The organism is Bacillus sp. PAMC28571 (assembly GCF_014250435.1).
GTDB classification, from domain to species: Bacteria; Bacillota; Bacilli; order Bacillales; family Bacillaceae; genus Bacillus; species Bacillus safensis.
On record NZ_CP060191.1, the window covers coordinates 1,327,435 to 1,347,332 of the forward strand.

Sequence of the window (19,898 nt, forward strand, 5' to 3'; positions counted from 1 at the left end):
ACTATAATACTTTGAGGGGAGGTGAAAGGCAATGGCAGACGTATTAGAGCGTGTATCAAAAATTATTGTAGACCGCCTTGGCGTTGATGAGGCTGACGTGAAAATGGAAGCTTCATTTAAAGAAGATTTAGGCGCTGATTCCCTTGATGTAGTTGAGCTAGTTATGGAACTTGAAGATGAGTTCGATATGGAAATTTCTGACGAAGATGCTGAAAAAATTGCAACAGTCGGTGACGCTGTGAACTACATAAATAGCCAGCAATAAGCGTAACAAAGTCCCGTCTACTTTCGACGGGACTTTGAAAATTTATGTTAGTTTCAACACATTCAGCTGATCAATTGTCAGCCTTTTTCAGATGCTGGGAGCAATGTTTCCCTGCATGTAGAAAGAGAGACTCCATATAATCAGTATCCTTAAAGGCGATTACGCCTACCTGGAGGTTGCTATGCCAAAACAATATAAAGACAAACAGAAACAGAGCAAAAAACTAGAGCAATTTAGAGAATTCCAGCAGCGCATTTCTGTACACTTCAAAAATGAGAAGCTTCTATATCAAGCCTTTACCCATTCCTCTTATGTGAATGAACACCGGAAAAAGCCATACGAGGATAATGAAAGACTTGAATTTTTAGGAGATGCTGTTTTAGAATTGACCATCTCTCAATTCTTATTTGCAAAATATCCAGCGATGAGCGAGGGAGATTTAACGAAACTAAGAGCGGCGATCGTATGTGAACCGTCACTTGTATCACTGGCACACGAGCTGTCCTTCGGAGACCTTGTTCTTTTAGGAAAAGGCGAAGAAATGACAGGCGGCAGAAAACGCCCAGCACTCTTAGCGGACGTATTCGAGGCGTTTATCGGTGCACTTTATTTAGATCAAGGGCTTGAGCCGGTTGAACGGTTCCTAGAATCGTACGTTTATCCGAAAATTAATGATGGAGCGTTCTCGCACGTCATGGACTTTAAAAGCCAGCTGCAAGAATTTGTACAGCGCGATGGAAAAGGTGTGCTTGAATACCGTATCCTGCATGAAAAAGGCCCTGCACATAACCGGGAATTTGAAGCAAATGTATCCCTTCGAGGTGAAGTGCTCGGAATCGGAAATGGACGCTCTAAAAAAGAAGCAGAACAGCACGCTGCACAGGAAGCACTTGCTAAATTGCAGAAACATCATATGAACCAATAAAATCCCCCTCGTTATTCAGGGGGATTTCACTCTGTTTTCCATCATCTTTTTTCACTTCATATGGTAAGATGATAGTACTTTAAATACATAAGGAGGATCACTCTCATGTTCCTCAAACGTTTAGACGTGATAGGATTCAAATCATTTGCACAGCGAGTGACCGTGGACTTTGTTAAAGGGGTCACAGCTGTTGTTGGACCAAACGGAAGCGGCAAAAGTAATATTACCGATGCCATCCGCTGGGTACTTGGAGAACAATCAGCGAAAAGCCTCCGCGGAGGAAAAATGGAAGATATCATTTTTGCAGGAAGTGACTCAAGAAAAAGAGTCAATCTAGCAGAGGTGACTTTAACGTTAGATAACGAAGATCACTTTTTACCGATTGATTTTCACGAAGTCAGTGTGACAAGAAGGGTCTATCGCTCAGGAGAAAGTGAATTTCTCATAAACAATCAATCTGTCCGCTTAAAGGATATTATTGATCTTTTCATGGATTCAGGTCTTGGAAAGGAAGCTTTTTCAATCATCAGCCAAGGAAAGGTAGAGGAAATTCTATCAAGCAAGGCAGAAGAGAGAAGAAGTATTTTTGAAGAAGCGGCTGGCGTTTTAAAATATAAAACAAGAAAGAAAAAAGCCGAGAATAAACTGTTTGAAACGCAGGACAACTTAAACCGAGTAGAAGATATTCTGCATGAACTAGAAGATCAAGTAGAACCATTAAGAATGCAAGCATCCATTGCAAAGGACTATTTGCAAAAAAAAGAAGAGCTTGAAAATGTCGAAATTGCCCTAACTGTCCATGACATCGAAGCACTTCATGAAAAATGGACAACACTTGGTGAAGCAGTCGAGCGCTTCAAACAAGATGAAATGAAGCAGTCTACAGATATCCAAGCAAAAGAAGCCAAAATTGAAGAGTCGAGAGACCGCATTCAAGCGCTTGACGAATCAATTAATGACCTGCAAGAAGTTCTTCTTTTCACAAGTGAAGAATTAGAAAAGCTTGAAGGTAAAAAAGAAGTGCTAAAAGAACGGAAAAAAAATGCGGCCGCAAACCAAGGACAGCTTGAAGAAACGCTCGTTCGTTTAACTGAAAAACAGTCGCTGTTAACAGAAAAGATTGAGCAGCAGAAAATCACGCGGGACAGCCTGCAAAAAGAAGTGCGCCAGCTAAAAGATGAAGTGAAAACAAAGCAGCATCAACTGTCGCTTCATAGTGAAGATGTGGAAGGTCAAATTGAACAGCTGAAAAGCGATTATTTTGATCTGCTCAATGAACAGGCTTCCATCCGAAATGAACGTAAATTACTAGAAGAACAGCAGCGCCAGGCAGCGATGCAGCTAGAGCGGCTGACGCAAAATAACCAAAAACATATCGAAGAACGAGTGTCTGTCAAAGAAAAGAAAACAGAAGCTGAGCAGCAGCTTTCAGCACTGGAAGAAGACATTCTGGCTCAAGTTAAACGCTTTAGAGAAGCAGAACAAAAGCTTGAGCAAATGAGACGTCAATACGAGAAAAAAGAAACGGCTCTTTACCAAGCCTATCAATACGTACAGCAGGCAAAATCCAAAAAAGAAATGCTTGAATCCATGCAGGAAGACTTCTCAGGCTTTTTCCAAGGAGTGAAAGAGGTCTTAAAGGCAAAAGAACGGTTAGGCGGTATTCATGGTGCCATTGCAGAGCTGATTCAAACGGATCAGCAGTATGAGACAGCGATTGAAATTGCGCTGGGTGCAGCCACGCAGCACGTCGTTACAGAAAATGAAGCAGCTGCGAGACAAGCGATTGGATACTTAAAGCAGCACTCCTTTGGACGTGCAACCTTCCTGCCAATGAACGTGATCAAAGAAAGAACCATTCAGCTCAGAGATGTTCAAACAGCAGAGCAGCATGCTGCATTTATCGGTGTAGCGAGTCACCTCGTTTCCTTTGACGAAAAGTATCAAAAGGTGATTCAGAACTTGCTTGGAACTGTGCTGATCGTTAGAGACTTAAAAGGTGCCAATGAACTGGCGAAAATGCTTAGACATCGTTATCGCATCGTGACCCTTGATGGAGATGTCGTAAACCCCGGCGGTTCAATGACTGGTGGCGGCGTAAAGAAAAAGAACAACTCTCTTCTTTCAAGAAACCGGGAGATCGAAACGTTAACAAAGCAGCTCGTTGAAATGGAAGAGAAAACAACGATCCTTGAAAAAGAAACAAAAGAAACGAAGCAACTAATCGGAGTAAACGAAAGCCAATTAAACGAACTGCGTCAGCGCGGCGAAACGCTTCGTGAAAAGCAGCAAGATCTCAAAGGAAAGCTATACGAACTGCAAGTGGCAGAAAAAAATATCAATGCTCATCTTGAACTCTATGATCAAGAAAAAGAAGAATTACAGCAGCGTTCTACTGAACTCGCGGATAAGGACAAAAAGCAGGTCGCTCTTGAAGCCTCTATAGGTGAGAAACTGACGGCTCTTGATCAAGAGATCAATACATTAACAAAGCGTAAGCAGACGCAAAGCTCAACGAAGGAAACCATTTCAGCTGAATTAACAGAGCTGAAAATCTCGCTTGCCAAAAAAGAGCAGTCCTTAGCGAATGAACAAGAAAAGCTTTCGAGCTTAATGGCTGAATTAGAAGAAGCTGAACAGACGCTGATGGAAACAAAAGAAGATCTGTCACTCTTAACAAGTGAAATGTCATCTAGTTCAAGCGGAGCCGAACAGCTGGAAGAAGCGGCGAAAGAGAAGCTGGAAAACAAAAACAAAACAACCGCCCTCATTTCAGAGCGTCGTAAGCAGCGTCTCGCTCTTTCTGAAACATTAGAATTTGCTGAACGTGAGCTTAAAGAACAAAAACGTTTGTATAAGCAGCTCACCACAAGCTTAAAAGATGAAGAGATTAAGCTTGGCCGTATGGAAGTCGAGCTCGATAACCTGATCGCTTATTTGAACGATGAATATGCTCTTTCATTTGAAGGAGCAAAAGAGATGTATCAGTTGACGTTATCGCCAGATGAAGCAAGAAAACGAGTGAAGCTGATCAAACTAGCCATTGAAGAGCTTGGAACAGTAAACTTAGGCAGCATTGACGAGTATGAACGTGTGAATGAACGCTATCTCTTCTTAACAGAACAGCGAAATGATCTGACAGAAGCGAAAAATACATTATTCCAAGTCATCGAAGAAATGGATCAAGAGATGACAAAGCGTTTCTCTGAGACATTCTCTCAAATCCGCGGTCACTTTGAATCTGTTTTCCAAGCATTATTTGGCGGTGGAAGAGCAGATCTTAAGCTGACAGATCCAAATGATTTACTCAACTCTGGCGTTGATATTGTCGCGCAGCCGCCAGGGAAAAAACTGCAAAACTTAAGCCTTCTTTCAGGCGGAGAGAGAGCCTTAACAGCGATCGCTTTACTATTCTCTATTTTAAAAGTGAGACCTGTTCCATTCTGCGTGTTAGATGAGGTAGAAGCGGCACTTGATGAGGCAAATGTTTTCCGTTTTGCGCAATATTTAAAGAAATACAGCCAGGAAACACAGTTCATTGTCATTACGCACCGCAAGGGAACAATGGAAGAAGCCGATGTGCTCTACGGCGTGACCATGCAGGAATCAGGTGTTTCAAAGCTTGTATCTGTCAAACTAGAAGAAACGAAAGAGCTTGTCCAGTAATTAAAGGAGGTTTTTGAACCAATGAGCTTTTTTAAGAAATTAAAAGAAAAATTTACGCAGCAAACCGATTCAGTATCAGAAAAGTTTAAAGATGGACTCGAAAAAACGAGAAACTCCTTCCAAGGAAAAGTAAATGAACTGATTTCCCGCTACCGCAAAGTCGACGAAGACTTTTTTGAAGAGCTGGAAGAGGTTCTGATCGGAGCTGATGTCGGTTTCACAACTGTGATGGAACTGATTGATGAGCTGAAAAAAGAAGTGAAATTAAGAAACATTCAAGACCCAAGCGAAGTACAAGCGGTCATTTCTGAAAAACTGGTTGATATCTACAATAGCGGAGAGGAACAAATCTCTGTACTGAACATTGAAGACGGGCGTTTGAATATCATTTTATTTGTAGGCGTCAACGGTGTTGGGAAAACAACGACGATCGGCAAGCTTGCAAACAAGCTGAAAAATGAAGGGAAATCCGTCATTTTAGCAGCAGGTGATACGTTCCGTGCCGGTGCGATCGAGCAGCTTGAAGTGTGGGGGGAGCGTTCAGGTGTTCCTGTCGTCAAACAAACAGCAGGCTCTGATCCAGCAGCGGTGATCTATGATGCCGTTCAATCAGCAAAAGCGAAAAATGCGGATGTCCTCATCTGCGATACAGCAGGAAGACTTCAAAACAAAGTCAACTTGATGAAAGAGCTGGAGAAGGTCAAGAGAGTCATTGAGCGCGAGGTTCCAGATGCACCTCATGAAGTATTGCTTGCTCTTGATGCGACAACGGGTCAAAACGCCATGGCACAAGCCAAGGAATTTTCTAAAGCGACAAATGTCACAGGAATTGCTTTAACAAAGCTTGACGGTACTGCAAAAGGCGGGATCGTTCTAGCGATTCGAAATGAGCTGAACATTCCCGTGAAGCTTGTTGGTTTAGGTGAAAAGGTGGACGATCTGCAAGAGTTTGATGCAGAATCGTATGTGTATGGATTATTCTCAGACATAATTGATCAACAAGACTAACAAAAAAATGCCGGCGAAATTGCTGGCATTTTTATTTATACGCCGCTTCATGAAGTGACAAGATAAAAACTTGACACACAGAAGAGAACCGTGTAAACTTAGTTGATGTAAAGGGAATGAACTTAACAAAGGGGAGAGAGCCCATGACGCTTGAAAAAACAACGAGAATGAACTACTTGTTTGACTTCTATCAATCGTTGTTGACCGCAAAGCAAAAGAGCTACATGTCGCTTTACTACCTAGACGATTTTTCCCTCGGTGAAATTGCGGATGAATATGAAGTATCAAGGCAGGCTGTTTATGATAATATTAAACGGACTGAAGCGATGCTTGAACAATATGAAGAAAAGCTGCTCTTGTTTAAGAAATTTAAAGAGCGTAAAGAACTTCTCAAAAAAATGAGAGAGCTTGTAGCTGATTCTGCGCAAACGGAAGAAGCAGAAGCTTTAATTGAATCGCTTGAGAAATTAGATTAGGAGGCGGCACAGTATGGCATTTGAAGGATTAGCCGACCGACTGCAGCAGACGATTTCAAAAATCCGCGGCAAAGGAAAAGTGTCAGAGCAAGATGTAAAAGAAATGATGCGCGAGGTACGCCTTGCCCTTCTTGAAGCTGACGTCAATTTTAAAGTAGTCAAAGACTTTGTGAAAAAAGTAAGTGAGCGGGCAGTTGGACAAGAGGTCATGAAAAGCCTTACCCCTGGACAGCAGGTCATTAAAGTTGTAAAAGAAGAACTCACTGAATTAATGGGCGGAGAAGAGAGTAAGATCGCTGTAGCGAAAAAATCTCCGACAGTCATTATGATGGTTGGTCTTCAAGGGGCAGGTAAAACAACCACAACTGGGAAGCTTGCCAATTTACTTCGCAAAAAACATAATCGCAAGCCGATGATGGTAGCTGCTGATATTTACCGACCAGCAGCAATCCAGCAGCTTCAAACGCTCGGGAAACAGCTTGATATGCCGGTGTTTTCATTAGGTGATCAAGTCAGCCCTGTCGAAATTGCCAAACAGGCAATTGAAAAAGCGAAAGAAGAACACCATGATTATGTCATTTTAGATACAGCAGGACGTCTTCATATCGATGAAGAATTAATGGATGAACTTCAGAAAGTAAAAGAAGTAGCGAATCCAGAAGAAATTTTCCTAGTTGTTGACTCTATGACAGGTCAAGATGCTGTCAATGTCGCGAAAAGCTTTAATGAACAGCTTGGTTTAACGGGTGTCGTTCTAACAAAACTAGACGGTGATACAAGAGGCGGTGCAGCACTTTCTATTCGAGCTGTCACCAACACGCCGATTAAATTCGCTGCGCTAGGAGAAAAGCTTGATGCGATTGAACCATTCCATCCGGAGCGGATGGCATCAAGAATTCTTGGCATGGGAGATGTGCTCACGCTGATTGAAAAAGCACAGGCAAACGTCGACCAAGATAAAGCGAAAGAGCTTGAGCAAAAAATGCGGACAATGAGCTTCACGCTCGATGATTTCCTCGAGCAGCTTGGCCAAGTTCGGAATATGGGTCCACTTGATGAACTGATCCAAATGATGCCGGGAGCCGGTAAAATGAAAGGGCTCAAAAACGTCCAAGTAGACGAAAAGCAGCTCAATCATATCGAAGCGATCATTAAATCAATGACGACCAAGGAAAAAGAACAGCCAGAGGTCATCAATGCAAGCCGCAGAAAACGGATTGCAAAAGGAAGCGGAACATCTGTACAGGAAGTCAATCGCCTTTTAAAGCAATTTGATGAAATGAAAAAGATGATGAAGCAAATGACCAACATGTCCAAAGGAAAGAAAAAGGGCTTTAAATTACCATTTATGTAATTGGTTATACATGATAAAACCGTTGTTAAGAAAAAACACTTTACAAACCCTTTTATCATTGTTAATATACTATCTTGTTGAAATATTTTCGGAGGTGCTAGTAAAATGGCAGTAAAAATTCGTTTAAAACGTATGGGAGCAAAAAAATCTCCTTTCTATCGTATTGTTGTAGCAGATTCTCGTTCACCACGTGACGGTCGTTTCATCGAAACAGTTGGAACTTACAACCCAGTGGTATCACCAGCTGAGGTGAAAATCAACGAAGAATTAGCGCTTAAATGGCTTCAAAATGGTGCGAAACCATCTGATACAGTTCGCAACCTTTTCTCAAGCCAAGGAATTCTTGAAAAATTTCATAATGCGAAAAACAGCAAATAATGAATGAGCTGTCCTTGGAAGAATTGATTGTGTCCATCGTCGAGCCACTTGTTGATTTCCCTGAAGATATTCACGTATCTTCATTAGAAAAAGATGAGCAGGTGATTTACACACTGTCTGTCAATGCTGAAGATACCGGAAAAGTGATCGGAAAGCAGGGACGTACAGCAAAAGCGATACGAACAGTCATTTTTGCAGCAAGTGCAGAGTCTTCTAAGAAAGTTCAACTTGAGATTGCTGACTAAAAAGGGAGAGGGCTTAGGACCTCCCCTTTTTTTACACGTTTAAATCTATTTTTCGTTATACTGTAGAGGACAAATGCCTTCGGATAGGGGGACAAAAAGGAAGATGCAGATCATTCAACATGTCACCGTGATGCAAGTATTAACTGAAAGCAGTAAGGACAAACTGTTAACGACTTTTTTGGAGAAAAAAGAAAGACTAGAACGTGAATGCAATCAACTATATTTTCAACTAAAAAAACATGAAAAAGAACCACATCAGCAAGAAGCCATCCCTCAATTTCAAAAAGCGATCGATAAAAGGCAAGAGAAGATCCGGCAAATTGATTTTCAAGTAGAGCAGCTGCATATTTTGCCGCTTGGAAGTGAAATGAAAGAAACAGAAGTGGATGCATTGGTTGAAGTAAAAATAGGTGATAAATGGGATGACAAGATGCAAGATAATGTCATCGTCGTGAAAGACGGCACCATTGTGGAAATACGTCAGGGGTGATTGAGAACATGGAGCTAGAATGGTTGAATGTTGGAAAGATCGTCAATACACACGGAGTGCGCGGAGAAGTACGCGTCGTATCAAAGACGGATTTTCCAGAAGAACGCTACAAAAAGGGAAGCGTCCTCTATATTTTTAAGCAAGGTCAAAGCGAGCCGCTGAAAGTGACTGTCGCATCACATCGCCAGCACAAACAGTTTGATTTGCTCACATTTGAAGAAATCAGCTCATTAAATGAAGCAGAGCATTTGAAAGAATCAATCTTAAAGGTAGAAAAAGAACATCTTGGGTCATTAGATGAAGGAGAATTTTATTTCCACCAAATCATTGGCTGTGAAGTATACGATGAAGAGGACAAGCTGATCGGCCAAATCAAAGAAATCCTTACGCCAGGGGCAAATGATGTGTGGGTGGTTGGAAGAAAAGGCAAAAAAGATGCCCTCATTCCATATATACCATCTGTCGTCAAAAAGATCGATATCTCATCCAAAACTGTTCACATTGAAGTGATGGAAGGACTTATTGACGAATGAAAATCGATTTCTTAACCCTTTTTCCTGAAATGTTCGAAGGTGTGCTTCACTCATCGATCTTAAAAAAAGCACAGGAGAAAGAAGCTGTCTCATTTCAAGTCGTCAATTTTAGAGAGTATTCGGATCATAAGCATAAAACAGTGGATGACTATCCGTATGGCGGCGGTGCTGGTATGGTACTGAAAGCGCAGCCCGTATTTGATGCGGTAGAAGATTTAACGAAAAAAGCAAGCACGAAACCACGAATCATTCTTGTCTGTCCTCAAGGGGAAAGGTATACACAAAAGAAAGCAGAAGAACTTGCAAAAGAAGAGCATCTTATGTTCATTTGCGGCCACTATGAAGGCTACGATGAGCGCATCAGGGAGCATCTTGTCACAGATGAGATCTCAATCGGAGATTTCGTCCTCACAGGCGGAGAGCTGCCAGCGATGATGATTGCAGACAGTGTGGTCAGGCTTTTGCCTCATGTGCTTGGAAAAGAAGCGTCTCACATCGAAGATTCATTCAGTACAGGTCTGCTTGAGCACCCGCACTATACAAGGCCAGCTGATTATAAAGGGCTAAAAGTGCCGGACGTGCTTCTCTCTGGAAATCATGCCAAAATTGAAGAGTGGCGGCGCAAAGAATCCTTGAAGCGAACCTATACAAGAAGACCAGATTTGATCGATTCTTGCAAAACATTAACGGATGAAGAAAAAAGATGGCTTTGGCAGCTTCATAATGACTAGATTGTATTGCACACGGCATAGAGGTATGGTATGATACTACTTGTGACTTGGACGGCTTGCTGATCCAAGTTTGAAAACGATGTTCCGCTGCAATGAAGAAAGAGGACATGAGCATCTGTTGGAAGGAGTTGAAAACGATGCAACATTTGATTGAAGAAATCACAAAAGAACAATTACGCACTGATCTTCCTGCGTTCCGTCCTGGTGACACTTTACGTGTACACGTTAAAGTTGTCGAGGGTACTCGTGAGCGTATCCAGATCTTTGAAGGTGTTGTAATTAAGCGTCGTGGTGGTGGAATCAGCGAAACTTTCACAGTTCGTAAGATCTCTTACGGTGTAGGCGTTGAGCGTACATTCCCTGTACACACACCAAAAATCGCTAAGATCGAAGTTGTACGTCACGGTAAGGTACGTCGTGCGAAACTTTACTACCTACGTGAACTTCGCGGTAAAGCGGCTCGTATCAAAGAAATCAGACGATAATGATATCAAAGGAAAGAGCTTGTTACCTGTAACAGGCTCTTTTTTTGTACAATGTATAAAGATAATGGTACAAGAAAGAAGGTGCACATATGACGATTCAATGGTTTCCAGGCCATATGGCAAAAGCAAGACGTGAAGTCACAGAAAAATTAAAGCTCATCGACATCGTATTTGAATTAACCGATGCAAGAATTCCGATGTCCTCTAGAAACCCAATGATCGAAGAAATCCTTCAAAACAAACCCAAAATCATGCTCTTAAACAAAGCAGATAAAGCAGATCCTCGTATGACAAAGGAGTGGCAGGCGCATTTTGAGCAGCAAGGAGTTCGGTCACTTGCCATTAACTCTGTCGATGGACAAGGGTTAAATCAGATCATCACGACTTCAAAAGAAATTTTAAAAGAAAAATTCGACCGCATGAAAGCAAAAGGCGTCAAACCACGTGCCATTCGAGCACTGATTATCGGGATTCCCAACGTCGGCAAATCGACCTTAATCAATCGTTTAGCAAAAAAGAACATTGCCAAAACAGGAGACCGGCCTGGGATTACGACATCACAGCAATGGGTAAAGGTAGGGAAAGAACTAGAACTGCTCGATACCCCTGGAATCCTCTGGCCGAAGTTTGAAGATGAGCAAGTAGGACTCAGACTTGCGGTGACTGGAGCGATCAAAGATTCGATCATCAATTTACAGGATGTCGCTGTGTATGCCCTTCGTTTTCTAGAAGAGAACTACCCAGAGCGATTAAAAAAACGCTATGACCTAGCGGAGATACCTGAAGATACGGTTGAGCTGTTTGATGCAATTGGCACTAAGCGCGGCTGTCTAATGAGCGGGGGATTCATAAACTATGACAAAACCACCGAAATCATTATTCGGGATATTCGAACAGAAAAATTTGGTCCCCTCACTTTTGAGAAGCCTGAAAGCTAAAAGACACGCAGCTCATGCGGGTCTTTATTTTTTGCGAAAAACTGCCGATATAAAGAAGGAGGCTGCGAAAAAGCCTATGTACACGGTGAAACAAATAAAAGAACTTATAGAAAAGCATGCAGGAGACGAGTCCTACATTCGCGAGCTTGTGAAAGATGATACGAGAAAAAGTGTCCAAAAACTGATAGAAAAGTGGCACAAAGAGAGAGAAAAGCAGCAAGCACTTCGCGCGGCATGGGATGACATGCTACAATTTGAAAACAAAGCAAAGGCGCAGGGATACACATGTATTGCTGGAATAGATGAAGCAGGAAGAGGACCGCTTGCCGGCCCAGTTGTGGCAGCAGCCGTTATATTAAAGGAAAATACCGTCCTGCTCGGTTTAAACGACTCAAAGCAATTATCTGAGAAAAAAAGATTGGCTTATTATGATTTAATTCAAAAAGAAGCACTTGATATCGGAATCGGCATTGTTGATGCGGCTACGATTGATGAAATCAATATTTATGAAGCATCAAGACTGGCGATGGTAAGAGCTGTAGAGCAGTTAACTCATACACCTGATTATCTACTCATAGATGCCATGACACTCCCGCTTTCTACTCACCAAGAGAAGATCATCAAAGGAGATGCAAAAAGTGCATCCATTGCAGCAGGTGCATGTATTGCGAAGGTGACAAGGGATCAGATGATGGAAGAGTACGGGCGTAAGTATCCTGAGTATCAATTTGAAAAACATAAAGGGTACGGAACGAAAGAGCACCTGGCTGCGATTCAAACACATGGTGCTACCCCCATCCACCGGTTATCGTTTGCGCCAGTGAAATCTGTTATATCATAAATTTTAATCTAAGGAGGCTGCCTGTGATGACAAGAGTTGAGGACATACATACAGCACTGAATAGCCGGCTGAATACGGCCGAATCGGTTCCATTAAACACCGAAGGGAAGGATAATGTTCATCGGCTGATTCTCGGTAAAGTACTAAAAATGCTTGGAGATGATACAGCCCTTGTTCAAATAGGTTCAACGAAAATAAAAGCACAGCTGGCGGCTCAGCTTAAAGCAGACGCATTTTATTGGTTCCAATTTGAACAAGAGGGTGGAGGCAGCCTCAATAAACTAAGACCCGTTCAGCAATTTGATCAAGATCCTAAGACATTAAAGGATGCAGCAGCCAAACTATTAGAAGGTCTCTCACTGAAAAATGGGCTTGAAAACATGCTGACAGCTACAGCTTTTTTAAAGGAAAAGTCCGTCATCAACGAAGGAGAGTTAAAAACGGCAGTGAAGTGGATCGAACAGCTTCAAGGAGCTGATGTGAAGAAAGGGCTCCAGTCACTTCTTTTTGCTTTAAAGAAAGATTTACCGATCCAGCAAGGGGTGCTTCAATCTATTTTAGCCGTAAAATCACCCTCTGCCCTTCATCAGGATATAACAGCGCTATTAAATCAATTAACACAGCTTCCGAAGCACACAGATGCCACACAGACCCTTATACAAGCCGTTCGGTCAGTTGTAGATGCAGAGACAGCCGTCCATTCAGAAAAGCTCTTATCGGTCCTTCTAGCAGCGAGAGAAGGCGAGGCGAAGCAAGGTGGCAATTCACCAGTAACGACTCAGCTCAATCCTTCTCAGCAAAAAGAAAATAGCCATGCCGCAATCGTTCAAGAGCGTCAGCCGTCCCAAGTTCCTCAGACAAACGTGCAGCAGTCAACAAGTCCAAAAGAAGAGCTGCAAATCCCGCCTCAGCAAATTGAGCGGATACTGGCAAGTTTGATGAAACAAGGTGCAGACGGGCAGCAAGAACCTAACTTAAAACAGCTCACAGCATTGCTGCACGGGCTCCAGCAGGCAGGATCTCAGCCTGACGCAAAAGCAGCTGTGCTTCAAAAAGAGTTTCCCTTCCTGTCAAAAGCAGAGGCAAAAGCTTTGGCCCAGGTAGTGCAGCAGACAGAACCAACATTAAGTAATAAAACCGATGTGCTCGATTTACTTATGACGATGAAAAAGGCAATAGGTGTACGTGATGAAATTGGTATGCTGAAACTGCTTGAAAAAGGCAGCCAGGATGTCAAAAGTCAGGAGCTGCACCAATTAAAGCTCACCTTAAATGATGTGAGGCAGGCGGATTTACCAGAGCCCGTTAAAAAAGAAGTGGATCAATTGTTTCATAGATTGAATGGACAGTTATTTGTGCAGCAGGAGAACCAAACCGTCAGTCAAATGATAATTTCCTATCCGCTTTTCTCAAAACATAGTGTTCAAGATTTAACCTTTATTCTAAAAGGACATAAGAAAAAGGATGGCTCTATTGATATTTCTCAGTGCCGCCTCATGTTTTATTTAAACATGGAAAACCTTGAAGAAACCTTGATAGACTGTACGATTCAGCAAAAGGTCATGTCCATTACAGTCGAGACAGCCCATGAACTGCAAGGCACCATTAATCCAATGATTCCGGCTGTTCGAGAGAATTTAAATGCGCTAGGATACAGTTTAACGGGAATTACAGCAAAAAAGAGACAAGAGCCAGTAGATCCGTCTCAATTTCTAGATGAACACTTTCATAAAATCAGCGAGAAAGGGCTGGACTTACGAGTATGAAGGATTCAAAACCGCTTAGAAGAGCGGTCGCTCTGCATTACGATGAAGAAAAACAAAAGGCGCCAAAAGTCGTTGCAACAGGCAACGGCTATGTGGCAGATCATATTATTGAAGAAGCAAAAAAGTCGGGAGTACCAATCCAGGAAGACCGTAATTTAGTCGAACTCATGCGCCACTTAACATTAGATGAGGAGATCCCAGAAGCGTTATACGATACTGTAGCAGAAATTTTTTCGTTTATCTACAGGTTAGATCAAAAAATGAAAAAATAAGGTAAAATAAGTGATTTGGCTGAAAAATTTATATTTTTAATAAAATAAAAGTTTGAATGTTTAGAAGGATTTTACGATTTTACATAGAACCCTAGACATTCTCTTTTTTATTCTTTAAAATGAAAGCGCAGTCTATTTTATAATTTTTGTTTCTACATATGTTGGGAGGATGGGAAATGAATATCCATGAGTACCAAGGAAAAGAAATCCTAAGAAAATATGGGGTTTCAGTTCCAAATGGTAAAGTAGCATTTACACCTGATGAAGCAGTGAAAGCATCAGAAGAGCTAGGGAGCTCTGTATATGTCGTAAAAGCACAGATTCATGCAGGCGGCCGTGGTAAAGCAGGCGGGGTAAAAATTGCAAAAACGAAAGATGAAGTGAAAGGGTTTGCAGAGGAATTGCTCGGCAAGACACTTGTCACACATCAAACAGGGCCTGAAGGGCGCGAGATAAAACGCTTACTTATTGAAGAAGGCTGCGATATTCAAAAGGAATACTATGTTGGACTAGTTTTGGACAGAGCGACATCAAGAATTGTATTGATGGCATCTGAAGAAGGCGGTACTGAAATTGAAGAAGTAGCAGAAAAAACGCCAGAAAAAATCGTCAAAGTGGTCATCGATCCAGCGATTGGTCTGCAAGGCTATCAGGCGAGAGAAGTGGCATTTAAAATTAATATTCCAACAAAATTAGTTGGCCAAGCTGTTAAGTTTATGACAAGCCTTTACAATGCGTTTATTGAAAAAGATTGTTCAATTGCTGAGATTAATCCACTTGTTGTAACAGGCGATGGAAAAGTCATGGCACTTGATGCAAAATTAAACTTTGATAGTAATGCCTTATATAGACAAAAAGATATATTAGAATACCGTGACCTTGATGAAGAGGATCCAAAAGAAATTGAAGCATCTAAATATGACTTAAGCTACATTTCTCTAGATGGAAATATTGGCTGTATGGTCAATGGAGCAGGTCTTGCGATGTCTACAATGGATATCATCAAGCATTACGGCGGGGACCCTGCAAACTTCCTAGATGTGGGCGGCGGTGCAACAGCTGAAAAAGTAACGGAAGCATTTAAAATCATTTTATCTGATCAAAATGTCAAAGGGATTTTCGTGAACATTTTTGGCGGCATCATGAAATGTGATGTGATTGCAGAAGGTGTTGTTGAAGCGACGAAACAAGTCGGCTTAACATTACCACTTGTTGTACGTCTTGAAGGAACAAACGTTGAATTAGGGAAGAAAATCCTGAGTGATTCAGGCTTAAATATCACTTCTGCTGAGTCTATGGCTGACGGGGCAGAAAAGATTGTATCTTTAGTCAAGTAGAGCAGAAAGGCAGGGAACCTAAATGAGTGTATTTATTAATAAAAATACGAGAGTAATTGTTCAGGGGATTACCGGTTCAACCGCATTGTTCCATACAAAACAAATGATTGAGTACGGAACTAATATCGTTGGCGGTGTCACACCTGGAAAAGGTGGAACTGAAGTAGAAGGAGTTCCTGTATTTAATACTGTATCTGAAGCAGTTCAGACAACTGGAGCGAACGCTTCTGTTATCTATGTACCAGCACCATTTGCGGCAGATGCCATTTTAGAGGCTGTTGACGCAGAAGTCGATCTCGTCATTTGTATCACAGAACATATTCCAGTGCTTGACATGGTCAAAGTGAAGCGGTATATGGAAGGGAAAAAGACAAGACTAGTTGGACCAAACTGCCCAGGTGTCATCACACCTGAAGAATGTAAAATTGGTATCATGCCTGGCTACATTCATAAAAAAGGTCATGTGGGTGTTGTTTCTCGTTCTGGAACGCTTACATATGAAGCGGTACATCAGCTTTCAGAAGCTGGCGTTGGTCAATCGACAGCTGTAGGAATCGGGGGGGACCCGGTAAATGGGACAAACTTTATTGATGTGTTAAAAGCATTCAATGAAGACCCTGAAACACATGCTGTAATAATGATCGGTGAAATCGGCGGTACAGCTGAAGAAGAAGCAGCTGAATGGGTAAAAGCAAATATGACTAAACCAGTCGTTGGCTTTATTGGCGGTAAAACGGCGCCTCCAGGAAAACGTATGGGACATGCTGGTGCTATTATTTCTGGTGGTAAAGGAACAGCTGATGAAAAAGTAAAAACAATGCGTGAATGTGGAATTGAAGTGGCAGAAACACCATCTGTCATGGGAGAAACGTTGATTAAAGTATTAAAAGAGAAGAATCTCTTCGAAGCTTGTAAAACGCATTAATGACACAAGAAGACTTGTTCTTTGACAAGTCTTCTTCTTTCTATCTTAAACTGGAGGAATGGTATGTACAACGTGTCCGAAAGAATGATTTTTCACCGCTTAAAAGGCCTCATCTCACCCTCATTATTAACAAAATGGTGGAAAGTCGATCCTGAGCTATATATAAATGAAGAAACACATCATTTTAAACAGGATCGAGCATTACAAACGATCGACTTTACCCGCTTAAAACAAGCTGAAGAAAATGAATTCCCCATTTTTCAACATATCGTTCAAGCCTATTTAACGCAAAACATTCACATGATTCCCATTACATCACCCTTATATCCCAGCACACTAAAAAATATTTATGATCCTCCCCCTGTGTTATTCCTAAAAGGAAACGTATCATATTTAAATGAAGAAAAAAGTTTAGGTGTAGTCGGCACAAGAATTCCCTCATCTTATGGAGAAGCATGTGTGAAGAAAATTGTTGGTGAGCTTGTCAAGGAAGATTGGATGATTGTCAGTGGTTTAGCTAAAGGAATCGATGGACTTGCACATAAAGAGTGCATCAGGAAAAAAGGAAAAACGATCGGCATTATAGCAGGCGGTTTTCAGCATGTATACCCAAAAGAGCATGTGCAAATGGCTCAATACATGGGCGAGCATCATTTGCTTTTGTCAGAGCATCCGCCTTATGTCAAACCAGAAAAGTGGCATTTTCCAATGAGAAATCGTTTAATTAGTGCATTGACGAAAGGAACCATCGTGATTCAGTGCAAAGAAAAGAGCGGTTCTCTTATTACAGCCTATCAAGCGCTTGAGCAAGGCAAAGAAGTATTTGCGGTTGCGGGATCCATCTTTGATCCTAATTCCACAGGTCCGGCAAGACTCATTCAGCAGGGGGCAAAGCTTGTTCATTCCACAAAGGATATTTTAGAGGAATTCTCCTTCCGCAGCGTTCAATATACTGAACTCTCATAAAAATATCGTTTGACAAAAGACATCGGAATATTTAATAATAGTGAGGATTTAAGTTTACACTTTGTTTTTCGTGTTTATAATGATGTTCATCATAAAGAATTTTTAATGATTGCCTGTTAGATAGGTGCAATTAACATAAATATGAATTGTGAAATGTATAAAGAGAGAACACCTCTTAAGGGGGATTTTGAGTATGGCTGATTATTTAGTCATCGTTGAGTCGCCAGCAAAGGCGAAAACGATTGAACGTTATTTAGGAAAAAAGTATAAAGTAAAAGCTTCAATGGGACACGTAAGGGATTTACCGAAAAGTCAGCTCGGTGTTGACACTGAGCATGACTTCGAACCGAGGTATATTACGATTCGCGGAAAAGGCCCAGTTTTAAAAGAATTAAAAACAGCGGCGAAAAAAGCAAAAAAAGTATATCTCGCAGCTGACCCCGATAGAGAGGGAGAAGCGATTGCTTGGCATTTAGCACACAGCCTTGACCTTGACCTCTCTTCTGACTGCCGCGTTGTTTTTAACGAGATTACAAAGGATGCGATTAAAGATTCCTTTAAGCATCCACGTATGATCAATATGGACCTAGTTGATGCGCAGCAGGCAAGACGGATCTTAGATCGTCTCGTTGGGTATAAAATCAGTCCGATTTTATGGAAGAAAGTGAAAAAGGGCTTAAGTGCCGGACGTGTTCAATCAGTTGCACTCCGCCTGATTATTGATCGCGAGAATGAAATTAATGAATTTAAACCAGAAGAATACTGGACAATTGACGGTACATTCCTAAAAGGAAAAGAAAGCTTCGAAGCGAGTTTCTTTGGCCTCAATGGCAAAAAACATCCATTGAAAACAAAAGAAGATGTAAAAGAAATCCTTTCGAAATTAAAGGGAAGCAAATTCTCTGTAGAGAAAGTAACGAAAAAAGAGCGTAAACGTAATCCAGCTGTTCCGTTTACGACCTCTACTTTACAGCAGGAGGCTGCAAGAAAATTAAACTTCCGTGCGAAAAAGACAATGATGATTGCACAGCAATTATATGAAGGAATTGATCTCGGTAAAGAAGGTACAGTCGGTCTCATTACATATATGAGAACGGACTCAACACGTATTTCCAATACAGCGATTGAAGAAGTATCTGCCTTCATTGATCAGACGTACGGCAAGAATTTCTTAAACACAACAAAACGAACAGCTAAAAAGAATGAAAATGCACAAGATGCTCACGAAGCCATCCGTCCGACTTCGACGTTAAGAAAACCGGCAGATGTCAAGCACGTGCTAAGCCGCGATCAGCTTCGTCTGTACAAATTGATTTGGGAACGATTCGTGGCAAGCCAAATGGCGCCGGCTGTTCTTGATACAATGAGTGTAGACCTTGATCATAACGGTCTTACTTTCCGTGCGAATGGCAGTAAAGTAAAATTCCCTGGGTTTATGAAGGTTTATGTGGAAGGAAAGGACGACCAGCTAGAGGAAAAGGACAAAATGCTTCCTGATCTGAAAGAAGGGGACACAGTTCTTTCAAAAGATATCGAACCTGAACAGCACTTCACACAGCCGCCTCCGCGTTACACTGAGGCAAGATTGGTCAAAACACTTGAAGAGCTCGGTATAGGCCGTCCATCTACTTATGCACCAACATTAGATACAATTCAAAAGCGCGGCTATGTCGCACTTGATAATAAACGATTTACTCCGACAGAGCTTGGAGAGATTGTACTCAACTTAATCATTGAATTCTTCCCTGAAATCATTAACGTTGAATTTACAGCGAAAATGGAAAAGGAACTTGATAGTGTTGAAGAAGGTACGATCGAATGGGTTCGTATTATCGACAGCTTCTATCAAGACTTTGCAAAACGGGTAGAAAAAGCTGAAGCAGAGATGCAAGAAGTTGAGATTGAGCCGGAATACGCAGGTGTTGATTGTGAAGAGTGCGGACATCCGATGGTGTACAAAATGGGTAGATACGGCAAGTTCATGGCGTGCTCTAACTTTCCTGACTGCCGTAACACAAAACCAATTGTCAAAGATATCGGGGTCAAATGCCCGTCATGTCATGAAGGAAACATTGTTGAACGAAAATCGAAAAAACGCCGCATTTTTTACGGCTGTGATCGTTTTCCAGAGTGTGAATTCGTCTCTTGGGACAAACCAATTGAAAGAAAGTGTCCAAAATGCGAAAATATGCTTGTAGAGAAAAAGCTGAAAAAAGGCGTTCAAGTTCAATGTGTCAACTGTGATTATAAAGAGGAACAACAAAAATAGCGGTGAGCAGCCTTGTTCACCTGCTTTT

General features: G+C 41.6%; 20 protein-coding genes. All 20 read left to right on the plus strand.

Features of this window, described 5'->3' with window-relative positions; genetic code table 11:
- Positions 1-31: 31 nt before the first annotated feature.
- Positions 32-265, plus strand: a complete 234-nt coding sequence (gene acpP / locus H7F25_RS06555; protein WP_003212028.1) for an acyl carrier protein — start codon at positions 32-34, stop codon at positions 263-265.
- A gap of 181 nt (positions 266-446) precedes the next feature.
- Positions 447-1,190: a ribonuclease III gene (rnc, locus tag H7F25_RS06560; protein ID WP_056766417.1), complete on the plus strand. Its 744-nt coding sequence runs from the start codon at positions 447-449 to the stop codon at positions 1,188-1,190.
- Between the two features lie 105 nt (positions 1,191-1,295).
- On the plus strand, positions 1,296-4,856 hold the full coding sequence (gene smc, locus H7F25_RS06565; protein ID WP_056766419.1) for a chromosome segregation protein SMC: 3,561 nt from the start codon (positions 1,296-1,298) through the stop codon (positions 4,854-4,856).
- A gap of 21 nt (positions 4,857-4,877) precedes the next feature.
- Positions 4,878-5,864 (plus strand): signal recognition particle-docking protein FtsY, encoded by a 987-nt coding sequence (ftsY, locus tag H7F25_RS06570; protein ID WP_185854401.1) that lies wholly within the window; start codon positions 4,878-4,880, stop codon positions 5,862-5,864.
- Positions 5,865-6,007: 143 nt separating this feature from the next.
- Complete coding sequence (locus H7F25_RS06575; protein ID WP_012009935.1) at positions 6,008-6,340, plus strand: putative DNA-binding protein; 333 nt, start codon at positions 6,008-6,010, stop codon at positions 6,338-6,340.
- A gap of 13 nt (positions 6,341-6,353) precedes the next feature.
- Positions 6,354-7,694, plus strand: a complete 1,341-nt coding sequence (ffh, locus tag H7F25_RS06580; protein WP_024424193.1) for a signal recognition particle protein — start codon at positions 6,354-6,356, stop codon at positions 7,692-7,694.
- Positions 7,695-7,799: 105 nt separating this feature from the next.
- On the plus strand, positions 7,800-8,072 hold the full coding sequence (gene rpsP, locus H7F25_RS06585; protein ID WP_008344841.1) for a 30S ribosomal protein S16: 273 nt from the start codon (positions 7,800-7,802) through the stop codon (positions 8,070-8,072).
- On the plus strand, positions 8,072-8,317 hold the full coding sequence (locus tag H7F25_RS06590; RefSeq protein WP_024424192.1) for a KH domain-containing protein: 246 nt from the start codon (positions 8,072-8,074) through the stop codon (positions 8,315-8,317). Before rpsP ends, H7F25_RS06590 begins: the two co-directional genes overlap by 1 nt.
- Positions 8,318-8,420: 103 nt before the next feature.
- Positions 8,421-8,807 (plus strand): YlqD family protein, encoded by a 387-nt coding sequence (locus tag H7F25_RS06595; RefSeq protein ID WP_024424191.1) that lies wholly within the window; start codon positions 8,421-8,423, stop codon positions 8,805-8,807.
- An 8-nt stretch (positions 8,808-8,815) separates the two neighbouring features.
- A complete protein-coding gene (gene rimM, locus H7F25_RS06600) occupies positions 8,816-9,340 on the plus strand; it encodes a ribosome maturation factor RimM (RefSeq protein WP_133743825.1) in 525 nt (174 codons plus the stop codon).
- Positions 9,337-10,071: a tRNA (guanosine(37)-N1)-methyltransferase TrmD gene (gene trmD, locus H7F25_RS06605; protein WP_024424189.1), complete on the plus strand. Its 735-nt coding sequence runs from the start codon at positions 9,337-9,339 to the stop codon at positions 10,069-10,071. The genes rimM and trmD overlap by 4 nt, the downstream gene beginning before the upstream one ends.
- Before the next feature lie 137 nt (positions 10,072-10,208).
- Positions 10,209-10,556: a 50S ribosomal protein L19 gene (gene rplS / locus H7F25_RS06610; RefSeq protein ID WP_008354510.1), complete on the plus strand. Its 348-nt coding sequence runs from the start codon at positions 10,209-10,211 to the stop codon at positions 10,554-10,556.
- An 89-nt stretch (positions 10,557-10,645) separates the two neighbouring features.
- On the plus strand, positions 10,646-11,494 hold the full coding sequence (gene ylqF, locus H7F25_RS06615; RefSeq protein WP_024424188.1) for a ribosome biogenesis GTPase YlqF: 849 nt from the start codon (positions 10,646-10,648) through the stop codon (positions 11,492-11,494).
- 76 nt (positions 11,495-11,570) lie between these two features.
- On the plus strand, positions 11,571-12,335 hold the full coding sequence (locus H7F25_RS06620; RefSeq protein WP_024426970.1) for a ribonuclease HII: 765 nt from the start codon (positions 11,571-11,573) through the stop codon (positions 12,333-12,335).
- Between the two features lie 26 nt (positions 12,336-12,361).
- Entirely contained in the window at positions 12,362-14,101 is a 1,740-nt protein-coding gene (locus tag H7F25_RS06625; RefSeq protein ID WP_185854402.1) for a glycosyltransferase, read from the plus strand.
- Positions 14,098-14,373, plus strand: coding sequence for a FlhB-like flagellar biosynthesis protein (locus tag H7F25_RS06630; RefSeq protein ID WP_149126667.1), 276 nt, complete (start codon positions 14,098-14,100; stop codon positions 14,371-14,373). The genes H7F25_RS06625 and H7F25_RS06630 overlap by 4 nt, the downstream gene beginning before the upstream one ends.
- Positions 14,374-14,549: 176 nt before the next feature.
- On the plus strand, positions 14,550-15,710 hold the full coding sequence (sucC, locus tag H7F25_RS06635; protein ID WP_024426972.1) for an ADP-forming succinate--CoA ligase subunit beta: 1,161 nt from the start codon (positions 14,550-14,552) through the stop codon (positions 15,708-15,710).
- 22 nt (positions 15,711-15,732) lie between these two features.
- Positions 15,733-16,635 carry a succinate--CoA ligase subunit alpha gene (gene sucD / locus H7F25_RS06640; protein ID WP_007499624.1) on the plus strand — a complete coding sequence of 301 codons (903 nt, stop codon included), beginning with the start codon at positions 15,733-15,735 and terminating at the stop codon, positions 16,633-16,635.
- A 63-nt stretch (positions 16,636-16,698) separates the two neighbouring features.
- Complete coding sequence (gene dprA / locus H7F25_RS06645; protein WP_103132421.1) at positions 16,699-17,601, plus strand: DNA-processing protein DprA; 903 nt, start codon at positions 16,699-16,701, stop codon at positions 17,599-17,601.
- 193 nt (positions 17,602-17,794) lie between these two features.
- Positions 17,795-19,870, plus strand: coding sequence for a type I DNA topoisomerase (gene topA / locus H7F25_RS06650; RefSeq protein ID WP_024424184.1), 2,076 nt, complete (start codon positions 17,795-17,797; stop codon positions 19,868-19,870).
- Positions 19,871-19,898 lie beyond the last annotated feature (28 nt).